A 17,706-nucleotide genomic window follows, 5' to 3' on the forward strand; every position below is an offset into this window, starting at 1 on the left:
GGGCGCGGGAAACTGAAAGGGTAATGCGAGGAAGGAGGCAGGTGTGTTACGGAGGATGTCGCGAAGGTTACGCGCTGTTACCGGCGAGGCGTCAACCCCGTGATTCCGTCGACTTGGCTTGGCGAGCCAGCTTACCGGCGGCCGCCCGGCACGGCGCATCGCCGCGCGCCTGGCAGGCGCCGGTGGGCCCTACGTGCTTGTCCGCGCCGGTAGGAACGACGGCGGCGTTCACCGCAGGCACCGCCGCCGCTGCCAACTGGATTTTCGCCGTCTTGGCGCCCTTCTGTCCCCGCCGATGCTCGAACCACGCCAGCACCGCGACGCCGACCGATCCCCCAGGTAACACGAACAGCACGGCGAACAACGCGAGTTTCCACCAGCGGTGCGGCCCTTGAAAGGTGCTGAGTGCGGAATCGGTCAGGGAGCGGCTCAGGCCGCCAAGCGTGTTTTTGAGGTACAGCATCGGGAAAATCCTTTTTCGCGCGTCGCGGTCGCGGCGCGCAGAGAATCGGTCAGAACATGGTCTCGGGTGGCGCGGGTCGCGCGTAACTCGTTGCCTATAATAATATTGACTATGCAATTAAATTTCAAGATACTTCCACCCGCGGATGTCGGCCGTGTTGTTTTCCTGCCGTCCGCACTGCGCGAAACCACGTTTGACTTGTCTGCTTAGGCAGCTAAAATCCGTACTGCTTGAGACGTTTCCGGATCTACGATGACTGAAGGCCCCTACAAGGCGGACGAGATTCACCTCGAATCGAGTCTCGGCTACTACCTGACGAAAGCTCGAAACGTGCTGGTCGAGCGGACGGATCGTGCGGTCAAGCCGTTGGGACTGACCACGCAACAGATCGGCGTGATCCTGATGCTGTCGTCGCGGCGCGCGAGTACACCGTTCGAACTGTCGCGCGCCATGTCGTATGACAGCGGATCGATGACACGTCTGCTCGATCGCCTCGAAAAGAAAGGCTTTATCGTGCGCTCGCGTAGCGAGACCGATCGGCGGATGGTGGAGCTGGAGTTGACGCCGCAGGGCCACGACGCCGCGCGGCAACTACCTGGCTTGGGTGCGGCAGTGCTGAACGAACAGCTGCGTGGGTTTTCGGCCGCCGACCACGCCGCGTTGATCGACCTGCTCGGCCGTTTCATCGCGAACGGCATCGACGCGGGAGCAAGCGCGGGGTGTGGATTGGGGCCGCAGCAGGAATCGCTGGACGAATCACCCGAAGCCTCGCCGCGCGAACACGGCGAACACTAACTTGACGCGTTTTTCCGAGCGCGTCGTCGTATGAAGATGTCTGTCTGGGCAGAGAGTGATGCGGCATGTAAGCGCACCACCGAAAGTCGCGGATAAAGCTGCCGCGACAAGCTTTCCAGCTGAGGAGAAGAATGATGAACGCCACGGCTTCCGCCGCCGCCCTACCCGCCGCTGAACCCGCCCCGCTCAAGGGCGGCGCCTTGGCCTTGCTCACGGTCGGGCTTGCGCTCGGCACGTTCATGGAAGTGCTCGACACGTCGATTGCGAATGTCGCGGTGCCGACCATTTCCGGCAGCCTCGGTGTCGCGACCAGCCAGGGCACCTGGGTGATCTCGTCGTATTCGGTCGCCTCGGCGATCGCAGTGCCGCTGACAGGCTGGCTCGCGCGGCGTGTCGGCGAAGTGAAGCTCTTCACGCTGTCCGTGTTGCTCTTCACGATCGCTTCCGCGCTGTGCGGCTTCGCGCACAACTTCGAATCGCTGATTGCGTTCCGGCTGGTGCAGGGGCTCGTTTCGGGACCGATGGTGCCGCTTTCGCAGACCATTCTGATGCGCTCCTACCCGCCGGAAAAGCGCGGACTCGCGCTGGGTCTATGGGCGATGACGGTGATTTGTGCGCCCATCTTCGGGCCCGTGATGGGCGGCTACATCACCGACAACTACACCTGGCCGTGGATCTTCTACATCAACGTGCCGATCGGTCTGTTTTCGGCGGTATGTGCGTTCCTGCTGCTGCGCGGCCGTGAGACAAAGACCACGAAACAGCGCATCGACGCGGTCGGCCTCGCGCTGCTCGTGATCGGCGTGTCGTGCCTGCAGATGGTGCTCGACCTCGGCAAGGATCGCGACTGGTTCAACTCGACGTTTATCGTGACGCTGGCGGTGATCGCGGTGATCTCGCTCGCCTTCATGCTCGTATGGGAGATGACGGAAAAGGAGCCGGTGGTCGATCTTTCGCTATTCAAGGATCGCAACTTCGCGCTCGGCGTGGTGATCGTGTCGTTCGGCTTTATGGCCTTCTTCGGCTCGGTGGTGATTTTCCCGCTCTGGCTGCAAACGGTGATGGGTTACACCGCCGGGCTGGCTGGTTTGGCGACCGCGCCGGTCGGTCTGCTCGCGCTGTTTTTGTCGCCGATGATCGGCAAGAACATGCACCGGCTGAACCTGCGCGTGGTGGCGAGTTTTGCGTTCATCGTGTTTGCGTTCGTCTCGTTCTGGAACTCCACGTTCACCCTCGACGTGCCGTTCAATCACGTGATCTGGCCACGGCTCGTGCAAGGCATCGGCGTAGCCTGCTTCTTCGTGCCGATGACCACGATTACGCTCTCCAGTGTGCCGGATGAGCGGCTGGCGAGTGCATCCGGGTTGTCGAATTTCTTCCGGACGCTGTCGGGTGCGATCGGCACGGCGATCAGTACGACGTACTGGGAGAACGACACGATCCGCCATCACGCGATGCTGACCGATTCGGTCAACGTCTACGCCGCGAACACCAATGCTTATACCGATTCACTGGCCGGTCTCGGGCTCTCCGGCGACGGCATTACCGCGCAGTTGAACCAGGTGGTGACGGCGCAGGCTTATATGATGGCCACCAACGATTTCTTCCGCATTTCATGCGCGGCGTTTCTCGTGCTCGCGGCGCTGGTCTGGGTCACCAAGCCACGCAAGGGCGTGGGTCCTTCAATGGGCCATTGAAGTCTGACGACGCCTTAAGCAGACGCGCGCCGAAGCAATATTTTTCCTTCAACTCTTCGCGCGCGTCTTTAGCCTTTATTGCGTGACGGCTTCGCCATTCGTCGCCGGGATCGATTGACCCTGCATGGCGTCCGGATGCGGCGTCGCCGGCGCGGCTTGCGAGGGTTTAGCGCCGCTTTGCGGTGCGCCGGCTGCAGTGCCTCGAACGTATTGCTTGAAGTCGGCGCCGGCTTCCCATGGGTTCGGCTTGCAGCCCATCGAACCGTCGCAATGCGCGGCGAAACCGATCGTTGCCGTGCCGTCCGGATTCGCGGCGCGCGTAATCTGATACGCCAACGCGCGCTTGCCGCCATCCGGGCCGGCGGTCTGGATCAACGTGTCGGTCGAGGCATCGATCTTGTAGGTCGAATGGCTCGCCACCCACGCTTGCGCCCGTTGCCACCAGACATCGCATTCCGTTTTGTTCGAACACGTCAGCGGCGTGGTCGCGATCTGCATGACGTCCGGATCGACCTGCCCTTGCGTCGAACATCCCGCCGCCGCTACGCACAGCATGGCCAACAGACTTTTCTTCATCACGTTGAATCCTCCCTCTGTGGTGCGCGTCATGTCAGTTTGGACTACGGCGCGAGTACGGTGTTTCATCTGGATCAGAGAATCGTCGGAACGCGCGGAGTATTTGCCGATGGCGTCGGAGCGCACGGCACATTGCGTAGACGTTACCGGCATGAACAAAAAAACGGCCATGTTGGCCGCTCTTTCGTCACCTCATCCGCGAGTGTTATTCAGACACTGAACCGGTTTAGCGTGTACGCCCGATACGCGGCGACGAACGCGTCGAACGAACCGACTTCTTCCTGTTCGAGTTTGGCTTGCTCGGCGAGCGATTGTGCGGCCAGATCGGTGAAAGCCTGGGTCTGCTCTGCATCCAGCGGACGCGCGCGGAAATACGCGGCGTGTGCCTCGCTTTGTTCAAGACCGAATGCGAGGAAGCTCTGCTGCTTCTCGCGCATGGTCTGCAGCACGCGCGCCGACGGCGTCAGCGATGCATCCGCCAGCTTCGCGCGCTGAACCGCGACGGCGCGTGCATGCGCATCGCCGCCATGCAAAGTGTCCAGTGCGGCCGCGGCCGCGTCGATCTTGATGAGCAACTCGTTCGCCCAGTCCGTCATCGCAACCGGTTGGCCGTCGCGCGTCAGTTCGAGGCCCGGCTTGCGCCCTTCCATGGTCACGCGGCCGAAATTCTGGTTGGCTTCGGCATAAGCATCAGGCGGTAACAGCGCGCTGTCGTCGAGCGCGCAGACCAGCAGGTAGGCGTCGAGAAAGCGCGACGTCTCGAGCGAAATGCCGGTCGGCTCGAACGGGTCGATGTCCATGCAACGCACTTCCACGTATTGCACGCCGCGCGCGGCCAGCGCATGCAGCGGACGCTCGCCTGGATGCGTGATGCGCTTCGGACGGATCGTCGAGTAGAACTCGTTCTCGATCTGCAGCACGTTGGTGTTGATCTGCACCCACTCGCCGTCGCGTTGCGTGCCGATTGCCTCGTACGCGGGATACGGCTGGCTCACGGCTTTCGCGAGCGCGTCGAGGTAGCCGGGCAGCGTGTCGTAATCGGCGTGCAATTCGGCTTGCGCCGTAGTGTTCGAATAGCCGAGGTCGCTCATGCGCAAACTGGTTGCGTACGGACGATAGAGCGTGTCGGCGTCGAGCGAATCGAGTGTGTGTTTGCGATCGCGGAGAAAACGCCGATCCAGCGCCGGCGATGCGCCGAACAGATACATCAACAGCCAGTTGGTGCGGCGGAAGTTGCGGATCAGCGCGAGATAGCGGTCGGACTGGAAGTCGACCGCGTTCGCGGTGGACTGCTGGTCCGCATGCAGCAGCCGCCACACTTCTTCGTTCAGCGAATAGTTGTAGTGGATGCCCGCGATGCACTGCATCGTGCGGCCGTAGCGAAGCGCGAGGCCGATGCGGTACACGTACTTCAGCTTGCCGATGTTCGAAGTGCCGTAGTGCGCGATCGGAATGCCGTCGTCCGTGTCGGGCAGCAGACCCGGCATGGAGTTGTTCCACAGGATCTCGTCGCCGAGTTGTGCGTAGACAAAACGGTGGAGCGTGTCGAGCTTCTCGAGCGTCAGCGCGACGTCGTGCTCAGCCGGCGTGATCAGTTCGAGCAGCGCCTCGGAATAGTCAGTAGTGAGCGATGGATGCGTAAGCGCCGAACCGAGCGCGCGCGAATGCGGCGTCAAGGCGAGCTTGCCCTCGTGCGTCACGCGCAGGCTTTCCTTTTCGATGCCGCGCAGGCCGCGTATCAGCGCGTCGCGCTGCGGGCCTGAGGTCAGCACGGACAGGCGGTGCGAGAACGCGTCGGTCGTGCGGGAAGGTGTCGTGTTTGGCATTGATGCGAGTCGGGCGTTGTCGGCCGCCATGTGCCGCAGCACTGCGGTTGACAACGTTCGGCGGAATTTTCGGTAGCGGGCACTTTAACATCTCGCCAGAACGGCTGCTTGAGGCCGCTTCGGCGGGTCGCCGGCGCATGGCGGACCACTGCTTTTTCGGGCCAATCTCGCACTATTTCGCGCCAGTCAGTCGTGTCCGTGCCACAGTACTCTATCCGCCCCGCGCCTTGCGCGCGATCCGCATTTCCTCTCCCCAAACCGCGCGATGCCTCGACCACCATAGGCGCCGCGCCGCGTCAACGACAGGCGCGACGCGGTGACTTACCCGCCACGCGCGGCGCCCGCGCGGTCCGCTACTTCATTCCACAGATGCATCGCCGCGTACGCACGCCACGGCCGCCATGTGTCGGTGCGGGCGCGCTGCTGCGTGGGCCGCACGAGCGACGGATCGCGCGCGCAGATCGACTGCATCAGCACGAGGTCCCATGCGGGCCACGCGTCGGCATCGCGCCATGCGCGCATGGCCACATACTCGACGGTCCACGGGCCGATGCCGGGCAGCGCGAGCAGCGCGGCGCGCAGACTGCCGGCGTCGGCCGTGTTGCTGTCGAGCGGCACATCACCGGTGGCGACCGCGTGCGCGAAACCCTGCAACGCCGCTACACGTTTACCCGGCATGCCGATTTGCGCAAGATCCACGGCGGCCAGCGCGGCGGGCGTCGGAAAACGCCAGGCGGTGTTCTCATGCGGATGCCCCTCGATGCGCTCGCCCGCGCGCTGCACCAGTCTGCCGATGATAGTGGTCGCCGCCTTCACGCTGACCTGCTGCCCGACGATTGCGCGCACCACCAGCTCGAAGCCCGACCACGCGCCCGGCACGCGCAAGCCGGGCACGGCTTCGACCAGTGGCGCGAGCCATGGGTCAGCGGCGAGTTCTGCGCCGATCTTTTTCGGATCGGCGTGCAGGTCGAACATCTTTGCAATCGGCGCGGCGAGTGCGTCGGCGTGACGGCTCACCGGCCCTTCCATGCTCGCGACCAGGCAACGCTTGCGTGGATGCTGACGCACGCTCAGCGTGCCGCTGTCGCCGGCCCAGGCGATCGCGCGACGGTACGCGCCGTCTTCCACCGCTTCGACGCCGGGCGTCGCGCGTCCGCCGAAGAAACGCAGCAGGCGCGGCCAGTCGAAAGGTGGTTTGAACGGCAATTCAAGGGTAGCGACTTCGTCAAGCGTACTCACGCGGCGTGGTCCAGTTTGGTGGTGGTTTTGATATCGAGGTCAGAGTCTGCATCGGCGCGACGGTTGCGCTCGGCTTGGCCGCCTGAAAAGTCGCCGGCATGCTGCGCCTCGTTGTCCAGCAGCGCGGCCTTGCGTGGCAAACCCCAGCGATACCCCGCCAACGCTCCGCCCTTGGCCACCACACGATGACAAGGAATTGCCAGTGCCACCGGATTCGTCGCGCACGCGCTGGCCACCGCGCGCACCGCGCGGGGCGCGCCGACCGTCTCGGCGATCTGCGAATAACTGCGTGTCTCACCGTACGGGATGCGCCGCAACGCGTCCCACACACGCTGCCTGAATGCCGTCGAGGCGATGTCCAGCGGCAGATCGAAATCTTGACGCGTGCCGCGCAAATAGGCGTCGATCTGGGCGATGAACGGCGCCATGTGTTCGGGATCTTCCAACACGTCGGCGTTGGCGAATTCGCCGCGCAGGTCATCGGCGAGCATGGCTTTGTCGTCGCCGAAACCGATTTTGCAGATGCCCTTCTCCGTCGCCGCGACCAGTACATGACCGAGCGAGGTCGGCGCGCTGGCGTAGCGAACGATGAGTCCGGCGCCCTTGCGGCGATAGGCGGACGGTGCCATGCCCAGCTCGGCGGATGCGCTGTCGTACATGCGCGACGGCGAGCCGAAGCCCGCGTCGAGCGTGGCGCGCGTGACGTCCGAGCCGCTCTGGAGCGCGTCGCGCAAGGCGGCGCCCCGCTGCGCGGCCTGATATTGACGCGGCGACACTCCCACGACCCGCTTGAAAAGACGCTGCAGATGGAATGGGCTGACGTGCACGGCGTCGCTCAATTGCGCGAGCGTGAGGCGCTCTTGCGGGTCGGCGTCCAGCGCGGCGCACGCCCGGTTCACGATTTCCAGCTCGCGCGGCAGGCCGCCGGGCTGGCAGCGCTTGCAATCGCGAAAGCCCGCGGCGCGCGCGGCGGCGGCATCGGTGAAGAAGGCGACGTTCTCACGGCGCGGCAGGCGCGAGGCGCACGACGGACGGCAGAACACGCCGGTCGTTTTGACGGCATAGAAGAACGCGCCGTCGGCTTGCGATTCGCGGTGCGTGACGGCTTCCCAGCGCGCGTCGTCGCAAGTCCAGCTCGCGGCGGCGGCGGTATCGGTAGATTTGCGGTTCATGATGGTCCCGAAAAGACGGTGTCGATGCTCACCAATGTAGGCCGCATGCCGACACACTACGCTCCGGTTCTTGCTCTGTCATTGCGCTTCTTCGTAGACCCGAAACCCCGCCAGGCGTCCGTTTAGCGGAAAACTGCGACAATTTGGCACGATATCGGGTTTTCCCTTAAAAAGTTATTGCGTCGCACCAGGCCGATGTGTATATTAGTACTTGTCTCCTCCATGTCTCCTCCATGTCTCCTCCTGATATGGATTCAGCCCGCTCCACATAGAGCGGGCTTTTTTTCGCCCATACGGTCCTGATCCGGCCCTCACGGGGGCTTTCACGACCTGCACTCGCAGCGCCGCCCTTTCTTCTTCTACACTGGCAATTCACCGGTTTTGCGGGCCAGCCAAGGGGCGTTCCACATGAAAATCCACATTCGCGAGATCGACCACGTAGTCATTCGGGCGACGAACGTCGAGGCCATGGCGCGTTTCTATTGCGACGTACTCGGCTGCAGCGTCGAGAAGGAACAACGCGATCTGGGCCTGACCCAGCTACGCGCAGGGCGCTCGCTGATTGATCTGTTGCAGGTGGGCGCCAAACTCGACCACGCTGAAAACGGCGTGCCGGGCACCGGGCGGAATATGGATCACGTGTGTTTGCGCATCGATCCGTTCGACGCCGAAGCGCTCAAGGCGCATCTGGTCGAACACGGCGCGCGGCTAGGCGAACTGGGGCAGCGCTACGGCGCTGACGGCTATGGACAGTCGCTGTATCTGTTCGACCCGGAAGGCAACATGGTCGAACTCAAGGGGCCGCCGGAAGCGGCGCGCGTCACGTCGCTCTGAGACTTAAGCCATTGAAGGAAGCGTCAGGCGTTGGCGGGCGCCTTCAACACTGTCCATTCGATTTTCACCGCATCGGCCTCAGCGCTGCCAAGCCACGCTTCGCCGTCCTGCACGGTGCATTGCAGCCGCATGGTCCGTTCGGCGAGCGAGCCGAGGGCCGTGGCGACGTCTTCGCCGAGCGTCCATACCGTCACGTTGCGCATACGGTCCACCTTGTTGCGCACGCCTTGCCACCAGATGTCCGACGCGCGGCCGCCGTAGGCGATCACGATCACTTCGTTCGAGCGGCCGCTCGCTTTGGCGATGCGCCGTTCATCCGGCTGGCCGACTTCGATCCAGGTTTCGATCGCGCCGGTCAGATCCTTTTCCCACAGATCCGGCTCGTCCACATCCGACAAACCTTTGCAGAATTCGAGCCGTTCCTGCGCGAACAGCGCGAACGCGGCGACGCGGACCATCATCCGTTCGTCGGTTTCGGAGGGGTGGCGTGCGATCGTCAGTGAATGGTCGGCGTAGTAATGCCGGTCCATGTTGGCGATCTGCAGTTCCGCCTTGTAAATCGTCGATTTGAGAGCCATGCCGTTGCTAAACCAGGCGCTCGCTCCACCGGAGCGAACTGAAAAAGAATCGTCGACGGCGCGTTGCCGTTTTCCGTGTTTGTTGTACATCTTCTGTTCCTCCCGCGCCGTCTGCCGGCTTGCATACCGCGAGAGAAGCATTTATCGCGCCACTGTCGGTTCGAAAGCGGTGCCGTAGACCTCGCCAGCGGCTTCCCGCAAGGCTTCGAGCACCACCGAGGCCGCCGGAGAAAGCAGGTGCGACTGGCGCGTGATGATACCGAATGTGTCCATCCTGCACGGTAAATCGATCGGTATCCGCTTCAGAACGCCGTACTGTTGGTACTGACGCGCCACTTCGTCCGGTAAAACCGCCAACATGTCGCTTTGGAGCAGCAGGCTCGAAATCGCCAGAAAATTGTTGGTATTGACCACGTTTTGCGGCGGATTCAGCCCGATTTGCGAAAACATCAGATCGAAGCGGTGACGTAAAACGCTGCCCGGAGGATGTAAAACCCAGCTCGCATTGACGATTCCACGCAGTGTCAAACCTGTCTCATTTTCGAGATGATGGCCGGGACGCGCCACCACGCAAAGCGGTTCGTCGGCGAGCGGTTCGTAGCGCACTTCGGTCTTGAACTGATTCTGCCGCTCCAATACGCGGCCGATCATGATGTCCAGTTCGCCTTCCGCCAGTCGCGGCAGCATTACATCGGAGGTTTCGACTTCTGCCCAGATTTGCAGTTGCGGATAGCGTTCCTTCACGCTGGCGATCGCGCGCGGCACCATGGTCGCCGCGGCCGCCGCGATCACGCCGATCCGCACTTGCCCCGCCAACCCCGAACGCAACGCCGAGATTTCGTCGTGCGCATGACTCAGATTCGACAGCACCATGCGCGCATGACGGATCATGACCTCGCCGTACAGCGTGGCATGCATGCCATGCGGCGTACGGTCGAACAGGCTCACTTCCAGCATGTCCTCGAGTTCTTTCAGCAGACGCGACGCGGCAGGCTGGGTCATGCCGAGCACGTCGGCGGCACGCCGGACATTGCCCTCCTCTTCCATTGCCGCGAGCAATAGCAACTGCCGCGTCTTGAGCCGCGCCCGCACGAACCAGTTCGAGTAGCTACGCGTCATGGCCTGTCTCCGACCGGTTTCGATGAGGCGGCTCGCAGTCACGAGCCGCGAACTCTGGCAATGCAAGGCTCCATCATGCCATACCGGAATTGATATCGGGATAGCCTAAAAAGGGATTGGAAAGTTATTGGGGCGGCTCATACCATTCGTGGACTTTCTGAGCTTCCTTATGTGGCGCCTTTTAGTCGATGAACCGCGATCCGCTCGTCCCACTCGTTGCAAGTCCGTTGCGCCACTACATCAATGGCGGATGGGAGACGGGCGCGACCACGGGCGTGTCGCTCAATCCGTCGGACCTGGACGATCCGGTCGGCGAATATGTGCGTGCCGACGTGCGGCAAACCGATATGGCCATTGAAGCGGCGCACGCGGCCTTCCGCGAGTGGTCGTTGGGTTCGGCGCAGCGCCGCGCGGACGCGCTCGATGCCATCGGCAGCGAGATGCTCGCGCGCCGCGACGAGCTCGGCCGGCTGCTGGCGCGTGAAGTCGGTAAGACGCTGCCCGACGCCTTGACAGAAGCGACGCGCGCCGGGCAGATCTTCAAGCTCTGCGCGGCCGAAGCAATGCGCGCCTTCACCGAGCCCGTCGCGTCGGCGCGTGCCGGTGTCGAGATCGACGTGACGCGCGAACCGCTCGGCGTGGTCGGCATCATCGCGCCATGGAGCGCGCCGCTGGCGGTTGCGGCGGCCAAGATCGGCGCGGCGCTGGCCCATGGCAATTGCGTCGTCTTCAAACCGGCCGAATCGACGCCGGCTTGCGCGGCGGCGCTGGCCTCGATCATCAGCCGCGCGGGTTTGCCCGCGGGCGTGTTCAACCTTGTGATGGGCAGCGGCCGTCAGGTCGGCGCGCGAATCGCCGCGCATCCGCTGACGGCGGCGATCAGCTTCACCGGTTCGGCGGAAACCGGCACGCGCGTGCTGCAAGCTGCCGTCGCGCGCCAGGTGCGCGTGCAACTGGAGATGGGCGGCAAGAATCCCTTCGTCGTATTGGCCGACGCCGATCTCGAAGGCGCCGTCGAGGCCGCCTTGAGCGGCGCCTATGGCGCGACGGGCCAACGCAGCACGGCGGCGGCGCGACTGATCGTCGAAGGCGCGGTGTTCGAACCGTTCGTGGATGCATTGCAGGCGAAGCTCGCCAGACTCTCGATCGATCATGCCTTGAAGCACGGCACGGATATGGGTCCCGTGGCCAACGCCGCGCAATTGGAGCGCAATCTCGACTACGTGCGCATCGGTCAGCAGGAAGGCGCGCAATTGCTGCGCGGCGGCCGGCAGCTGGAACGCGCGACACGTGGCTATTTTTTCGAACCGGCGCTCTTTATCGGCGAACCGGAACACCGTGTCGCGCGGGAGGAAATCTTCGGCCCCATCGCCGTCGTGCTGCGCGCGGACGACTACGACCACGCGCTGCATCTCGCGAACGACACCGCTTACGGTCTGTGCGCCGGCATTTGCACGCGCTCGCTCAATCGGGCGCGGCATTTCCGCCGTCATGTGCATAGCGGCCTCGTCACGATCAATCTGCCGACCACTGCCGTCGAGCATCACGCGCCCGGCGGCGGCCGCAAAGCGTCTGCTTATGGCGCGACGGACTCGGCCTTCTGGAGCGCTGTCAAAACGGCGTACGTGGCGGGCTGATGGTCATGCGATCGCTTCACCTCGCCACGCACCCCAACGTTCATCCGCGTCCCCGCTGACGCCGCCGTGCATCACCCGCTGCAATCAAACAAATCAACGCAGCTTTTTTAACTTCAGGAGACAGATATGACCAGCAAGCTTCGCCGTTTGACGCTATCCGCGATGGCGGCCGCCGCCCTCGCCGCGCCCTTTGCCATGCAACTTTCCGCGCATGCGGATGCGCCGCTCAAAGTCGGCTTCCTCGTGAAGATGCCGGAGCAGGCATGGTTCATCAACGAACAGAAAGCCGCGAGCGCGCTCGGCCAGAAGGACGGCTTCTCCGTGGTGAACATCGGCACGCCGGACGGTGAAAAAGTGCTGGCCGCGATCGACAACCTCGGCGCACAAGGCGCCAAAGGCTTCGTGATCTGTGCACCCGACGTGCGTCTCGGACCGGCAATCCAGGCGCGGGCGAAGCGCTACAACATGAAGTTCGTCACCGTCGACGATCAACTCGTCGACTCCACCGGCAAGCCGCTGCCGAACGTGCCGCATCTGGGCATGTCCGCGTTCAAGATCGGCAATCAGGTCGGCACGGCGATCTCCGAAGAAATGAAACGCCGCGGCTGGAAGCCGGAAGAAGTCGGCGCGCTGCGCATCACGAACTACGAATTGCCGACCGCGAAGCTGCGCACTGACGGCGCGACGCAATCGCTGCTGGCAGGCGGCTTCAAGAAGGAAAACATCTTCGACGCCCCGCAAAAGACGACGGATGACGAAGGCGGTTTCAACGCCTCCTCGCCGGTGCTCGCACAGCATCCGAACATCAAGAAATGGGTGATCTTCGCGCTCAACGAGGAAAGCGTGCTGGGCGGCGTGCGCGCGACCGAGCAATTGCATATTCCCGCCGCGGATGTGATTGGTGTCGGCATCAACGGCGCGGGCGAAGCGTTCGCCGAATTCCAGAAGAAGGAACCGACGGGCTTCTACGGCACGATCGCCGTGAGCTCGACAATGCACGGCAAGGAAAGCACGGAAAACCTGGTCGAGTGGATCAAGGACGGCAAGCAGCCGCCCGCCGATACGCAGACCACCGGCAAGCTGATGGTGCGTAGCAACTGGCAGGACGTGCGCAAAGAGCTCGGTATTTAAGCGGTATTCGAGTTTGCACGCTGCGGACCGTCTCTCGCTCAGGTGAGAGCGGTCCGCACAGGTTGTTCACCAGCTTGAGGTTTTTCGATGACGTCTTCACACACCGAGTCCCACGCTGCGCAAGCAGCGCCCTCGCCCGCGCTCGCCTCCACCGAGCCCTATCTGCGGCTCGACGGCATCACCGTGCGCTTTCCCGGCGTGCTCGCGCTCGACCAGGTGTCGCTCGAAGTGCGGCGCGGCGAAGTGCACGGCTTGATGGGCGAAAACGGCGCCGGCAAGTCGACGCTGCTCAAGGTGCTGTCCGGCGTGAATCAACCGGCGGCGGGCACCTTGTCGCTCGATGGCGTCGAACAGCAATTCATCACGACCAAAGCCGCGATTGCCGCGGGCGTGGCGATCATCTATCAGGAACTGCATCTCGTGCCGGAACTGACGGTTGCGGAAAATCTGATGCTCGGTGCCCTGCCGAATCGCTTCGGCATACTGGACGAAAAAGCGCTGGTCGCGCGTGCCGTGCGGGAACTGGAACGGCTCGGCGAAAAAATCGATCCGTCGCAGCAGGTCAAGAATCTTTCGATCGGCCAGCGGCAAATGATCGAAATCGGCAAGGCGCTGATGCGCGACGCGCGCGTGATCGCGTTCGACGAACCGACCAGTTCGCTGTCGTCGCGCGAGACGACGCAGCTCTTCCGGATCATTCGCGCGTTGAAGGCCGAAGGCCGCGCGATCATCTATGTCACGCATCGGATGGATGAAGTCTACGAACTGTGCGATCGCGTCACCGTGTTTCGCGACGGTCGCCGCATCGATACATTTGAAGCGGGTGAAGGACTCGACCGTGATCGCCTGATCAGCTGCATGGTGGGCCGTTCGATCGCCGACGTGTACGGCTATCGCTCGCGCGATCTCGGCGACGTGCAACTCGACGTGAAGGAAATGATGGGACGCGGGCTGCGCGAGCCGGCTTCTTTCACGGCACGCAAAGGCGAAATCGTCGGCTTCTTCGGGCTAGTCGGCGCGGGACGCTCCGAGCTGATGAAGCTCATCTATGGCGCGGTCAAACCGGATGCCGGGGAGATTGCGCTCAAAGGCAAGCGCGTGCGTTTTGCCACACCGCGTGACGCCGTGCGCGCGGGCGTGGCGTTGTGTCCCGAAGACCGTAAGCAGGAAGGCATCGTTTCGATCGCCTCGGTATCGGACAACCTCAACATCAGCTGCCGGCGCCATTTCAGCCGCTTCAACGTGCTCAACGGACGCAAGGAAGCGCAGACCGCCAAAGAGTTCATCGGCAAGCTTGCGATCAAGACGCGCAATGGCGATACGCCGATCGGCACGCTGTCCGGCGGCAATCAGCAGAAGGTGATTCTGTCGCGCTGGCTTGCCGAAGACATCGACGTTTTCCTCATGGACGAACCCACGCGCGGCATCGACGTCGGCGCGCGCAGCGAGATTTATGGGCTGCTGTATGGGCTCGCCGAAGCGGGCCGCACGGTGATCGTCGTGTCGAGCGATCTCGCGGAAGTGATCGGGGTGGCGGATCGCGTGATCGTGATGAAAGAAGGCCGCATCGTCGGCGATCTGCCCAAGGCGCAGGCCACGCCGGATGCGCTGATCAAGCTCGCCCTGCCCCGTTGACGCCGCCCTGAATCCTCAACACAGCGAAGCAACCGAATCGAATCACGGCATAGCCATAGAAACGGAATAAACACCATGCAGACACCTTCAACCGATTCCTCCACCCCAGCGGTCGCCTCAGCGGGCTTGAGCGCGCGCGCCGCGCGTACCTGGGACCTGATCAACAAGTCGGGCATCGTGATGGTGTTCGTGATTCTGTTCGCGGCTTTGTCGTTCACCGTGCCGGATTTTTTAAGCTCGCGAAACATCCAGGGCTTGCTGCTCTCCGTCACGCTGATCGGCTCCATCTCCGTGACGATGATGTTCGTTCTCGCGCTCGGCGAAGTGGATTTGTCGGTGGCGTCGATCGTCGCGTTCGCGGGCGTGGTGGCGTCCACCTTGATCACCGCGACGCATAGCGTGATCCTCGGCGTCGCGGCCGGCGTGCTTGCGGGCGGCGCGGTTGGGCTCGTCAACGGTGTGCTGGTTGCGCGCTACAAAATCAATTCGCTGATCGTCACGCTGGCCATGATGGAGGTCGTGCGCGGCCTCGCCTACATCACCTCGAACGGCGACGCCGTGATGATTTCCGAAGAACGTTTCTTCGACCTCGGCGGCGGCGCGTTCCTCGGCATTTCGTATCCGATCTGGAGCAACATCATTGGCTTCGTGCTGTTCGGCTTTTTGCTGAAGAAAACCGTGTTCGGCAAGAACGTGCTGGCCGTCGGCGGCAATAGCGAGGCTGCGTTGCTGGCGGGCTTGCCGGTGACGCGGATCAAGATCACAGTGTTCGTATTGCAGGGCCTCGTCACCGGATTCGCAGGCGTGATGCTTGCGTCACGTATGAGTCTGGGCGATCCGAAGACCTCGGTCGGCCTCGAACTCGGCGTGATTTCCGCATGCGTGCTCGGCGGCGTCTCGCTCACGGGCGGCGTCGCGACGATTTCCGGTGTGCTGGTCGGCGTGCTGATCATGGGCTCGGTGCAGGACGCCATGAGCCTGCTCAATGTACCGACCTTTTACCAATACCTTATTCGCGGCGGGATCCTGCTGCTAGCGGTGCTGTTCGATCAGTTCCGCCGTAGCAAGCGCGTGCACTGATTGTCCACATACAAGCGCCCCGCCCCCACGTTTGCCAACAGGAGATTTCATGGCTGATTCGAACCAGACTAAAAAGCCGCTACGCAGCCAGGCGTGGTTCGGCCTCAAGGACCGCGACGGTTTTCTACATCGCTCGTGGATGAAAAACCAGGGCATCCCGCACGACGAATTCGACGGACGCCCGGTGATCGGCATTTGCAACACGTGGTCGGAACTGACGCCGTGCAACGCGCATTTTCGCGAGCTGGCGGAGTACGTGAAGAAAGGCGTGCATGAAGCCGGCGGCTTGCCGCTCGAGTTTCCCGTGATGTCGCTCGGCGAGACCAATTTGCGGCCTACTGCGATGCTGTTTCGCAACCTCGCCTCCATGGATGTCGAGGAGTCGATTCGCGGCAATCCGATGGACGGCGTGATTCTGCTGGTCGGCTGCGACAAGACCACGCCCGCGCTGCTGATGGGCGCGGCGTCGTGCAATCTGCCCGCGCTGGCCGTTTCCGGCGGCCCGATGCTCAACGGCCGGTTTCGCGGCAAGAACATCGGCTCTGGCACGGGCGTCTGGCAGATGTCCGAGGAAGTGCGCGCCGGCACGATGACGCAGGAAGAATTCACCGAAGCCGAGTCGTGCATGAACCGCTCGCGCGGCCACTGCATGACGATGGGCACGGCGTCGACCATGGCCTCGATGGTCGAATCGCTCGGCATGGGCTTGCCGCACAACGCGGCGATTCCGGCCGTCGACGCGCGCCGCCAGGTGCTCGCGCATCTCGCGGGCCGGCGCATCGTCGACATGGTTCGCGAGGATCTGACGATGGACAAGATCCTCACGCGCCAGGCCTTCGAAAACGCGATCCGCACGAATGCGGCGATCGGCGGCTCGACCAATGCGGTCGTCCATCTGATCGCGCTGGCCAAGCGCATTGGCGTGGAGTTGTCGCTGGAGGATTGGGAGCTGGGATCGAACGTGCCGTGTCTCGTGAATCTGCAACCGTCCGGTGAATATCTGATGGAGGACTTTTACTACGCGGGCGGTTTGCCGGCGGTGTTGAAGCAACTCGGCGAGCAAGGGCTCTTGCACAAAGAAGCGTTGACCGTGAACGGCAAGACCCTTTGGGACAACGTGCGCAATGCGGCGAATTACGACGAGAAGGTCATCACGACCTTCGCCGAGCCGTTCAAGCCGAAGGCCGGTATCGCGGTGCTCAAGGGCAACCTCGCGCCGAATGGCGCGGTGATCAAGCCGTCGGCGGCAACGGCGTCGTTGCTCAAGCATCGCGGTCGCGCGGTGGTGTTCGAGAACATCGAGGAACTGCACGCCAAGATTGACGACGAGTCGCTCGATATCGACGAGCATTGCATCATGGTGCTCAAGGGCGCGGGGCCGAAGGGTTATCCGGGCTTCGCGGAAGTCGGCAATATGCCGCTACCGAAAAAGGTGCTGCAAAAAGGCATCACGGACATGGTGCGCATTTCCGACGGCCGCATGAGCGGCACGGCGTACGGCGCGGTGGTGCTGCATGTGTCGCCGGAAGCGGCCGCGGGCGGCCCGCTCGCGTTCGTGCAGACCGGCGACATGATCGAACTGGACGTCGAAGAACGCCGCCTGCACCTCGACGTCACCGACGAGGAACTCGCACGCCGGCGCGCCGCATGGCAGGCGCCCGAGGCGCCAAAACGCGGCTACTACAAGCTCTACGTCGAGCACGTGCTGCAAGCGGACCAGGGCGCGGATCTCGACTTTCTGGTGGGATCGAGCGGCGCTCCGGTGCCGCGCGATTCACACTGAGCGGCCGGTCATACGTTAAACGGTTGTTCCCTGCGCTTTGCGAGAAGGCGTACTGCCGATGCGGATCGAGACAATCCGCATCGGCTTTTTTCTGTCCGTTCAGAAGCGAAGCAGGCGCGCGCAAATAAAATCGGCCAGGCA

The 17,706-nt window shown here is 63.0% G+C and carries 15 protein-coding genes; 8 read left to right on the plus strand and 7 right to left on the minus strand.

From position 1 onward, the window contains the following. Window positions 1-91: 91 nt before the first annotated feature. Window positions 92-463, minus strand: a complete 372-nt coding sequence (locus BPHYT_RS19660) for a hypothetical protein (RefSeq protein ID WP_012434851.1) — start codon at window positions 461-463, stop codon at window positions 92-94. Between the two features lie 252 nt (window positions 464-715). On the opposite strand from BPHYT_RS19660, the gene BPHYT_RS19665 reads away from it, so the two are divergent. Continuing rightward, on the plus strand, window positions 716-1,258 hold the full coding sequence (locus BPHYT_RS19665; RefSeq protein WP_012434852.1) for a MarR family winged helix-turn-helix transcriptional regulator: 543 nt from the start codon (window positions 716-718) through the stop codon (window positions 1,256-1,258). Between the two features lie 134 nt (window positions 1,259-1,392). After that, a complete protein-coding gene (locus BPHYT_RS19670; protein ID WP_012434853.1) occupies window positions 1,393-2,955 on the plus strand; it encodes a DHA2 family efflux MFS transporter permease subunit in 1,563 nt (520 codons plus the stop codon). A 75-nt stretch (window positions 2,956-3,030) separates the two neighbouring features. On the opposite strand, the gene BPHYT_RS19675 is transcribed toward BPHYT_RS19670, so the two are convergent. The 4 genes from BPHYT_RS19675 to ada all read right to left on the minus strand — a co-directional run bounded on the left by BPHYT_RS19675 (window position 3,031) and on the right by ada (window position 7,768). Further along, complete coding sequence (locus BPHYT_RS19675; RefSeq protein ID WP_041759071.1) at window positions 3,031-3,531, minus strand: hypothetical protein; 501 nt, start codon at window positions 3,529-3,531, stop codon at window positions 3,031-3,033. A 209-nt stretch (window positions 3,532-3,740) separates the two neighbouring features. Further along, window positions 3,741-5,357, minus strand: a complete 1,617-nt coding sequence (gshA, locus tag BPHYT_RS19680; RefSeq protein ID WP_012434855.1) for a glutamate--cysteine ligase — start codon at window positions 5,355-5,357, stop codon at window positions 3,741-3,743. Window positions 5,358-5,678: 321 nt separating this feature from the next. Further along, on the minus strand, window positions 5,679-6,596 hold the full coding sequence (locus tag BPHYT_RS19685; RefSeq protein ID WP_012434856.1) for a DNA-3-methyladenine glycosylase family protein: 918 nt from the start codon (window positions 6,594-6,596) through the stop codon (window positions 5,679-5,681). Beyond that, entirely contained in the window at window positions 6,593-7,768 is a 1,176-nt protein-coding gene (gene ada / locus BPHYT_RS19690; protein ID WP_012434857.1) for a bifunctional DNA-binding transcriptional regulator/O6-methylguanine-DNA methyltransferase Ada, read from the minus strand. The genes BPHYT_RS19685 and ada overlap by 4 nt, the downstream gene beginning before the upstream one ends. A gap of 408 nt (window positions 7,769-8,176) precedes the next feature. On the opposite strand from ada, the gene BPHYT_RS19695 reads away from it, so the two are divergent. Then, window positions 8,177-8,602 carry a VOC family protein gene (locus BPHYT_RS19695; protein ID WP_012434858.1) on the plus strand — a complete coding sequence of 142 codons (426 nt, stop codon included), beginning with the start codon at window positions 8,177-8,179 and terminating at the stop codon, window positions 8,600-8,602. A 23-nt stretch (window positions 8,603-8,625) separates the two neighbouring features. Here the strand turns inward: BPHYT_RS19695 and BPHYT_RS19700 are convergent, their stop codons facing one another. Both BPHYT_RS19700 and BPHYT_RS19705 read right to left on the minus strand, forming a co-directional pair. Beyond that, window positions 8,626-9,180 (minus strand): YaeQ family protein, encoded by a 555-nt coding sequence (locus tag BPHYT_RS19700; RefSeq protein WP_012434859.1) that lies wholly within the window; start codon window positions 9,178-9,180, stop codon window positions 8,626-8,628. 141 nt (window positions 9,181-9,321) lie between these two features. Next, window positions 9,322-10,299, minus strand: a complete 978-nt coding sequence (locus BPHYT_RS19705) for a LysR family transcriptional regulator (protein ID WP_012434860.1) — start codon at window positions 10,297-10,299, stop codon at window positions 9,322-9,324. A 188-nt stretch (window positions 10,300-10,487) separates the two neighbouring features. On the opposite strand from BPHYT_RS19705, the gene BPHYT_RS19710 reads away from it, so the two are divergent. The 5 genes from BPHYT_RS19710 (at window position 10,488) to BPHYT_RS19730 (ending at window position 17,565) form a co-directional block, all read left to right on the plus strand. Further along, window positions 10,488-11,936 carry an aldehyde dehydrogenase family protein gene (locus tag BPHYT_RS19710; RefSeq protein ID WP_012434861.1) on the plus strand — a complete coding sequence of 483 codons (1,449 nt, stop codon included), beginning with the start codon at window positions 10,488-10,490 and terminating at the stop codon, window positions 11,934-11,936. A gap of 126 nt (window positions 11,937-12,062) precedes the next feature. Then, window positions 12,063-13,067, plus strand: coding sequence for an arabinose ABC transporter substrate-binding protein (locus BPHYT_RS19715; protein WP_012434862.1), 1,005 nt, complete (start codon window positions 12,063-12,065; stop codon window positions 13,065-13,067). An 87-nt stretch (window positions 13,068-13,154) separates the two neighbouring features. After that, window positions 13,155-14,702 carry an L-arabinose ABC transporter ATP-binding protein AraG gene (araG, locus tag BPHYT_RS19720; RefSeq protein ID WP_012434863.1) on the plus strand — a complete coding sequence of 516 codons (1,548 nt, stop codon included), beginning with the start codon at window positions 13,155-13,157 and terminating at the stop codon, window positions 14,700-14,702. Between the two features lie 75 nt (window positions 14,703-14,777). Then, window positions 14,778-15,782 (plus strand): L-arabinose ABC transporter permease AraH, encoded by a 1,005-nt coding sequence (gene araH / locus BPHYT_RS19725; protein WP_012434864.1) that lies wholly within the window; start codon window positions 14,778-14,780, stop codon window positions 15,780-15,782. Window positions 15,783-15,831: 49 nt separating this feature from the next. Then, window positions 15,832-17,565 carry an IlvD/Edd family dehydratase gene (locus tag BPHYT_RS19730; protein WP_012434865.1) on the plus strand — a complete coding sequence of 578 codons (1,734 nt, stop codon included), beginning with the start codon at window positions 15,832-15,834 and terminating at the stop codon, window positions 17,563-17,565. Window positions 17,566-17,706: the final 141 nt, after the last annotated feature.

Source organism: Paraburkholderia phytofirmans PsJN (assembly GCF_000020125.1).
GTDB classification, from domain to species: Bacteria; Pseudomonadota; Gammaproteobacteria; order Burkholderiales; family Burkholderiaceae; genus Paraburkholderia; species Paraburkholderia phytofirmans.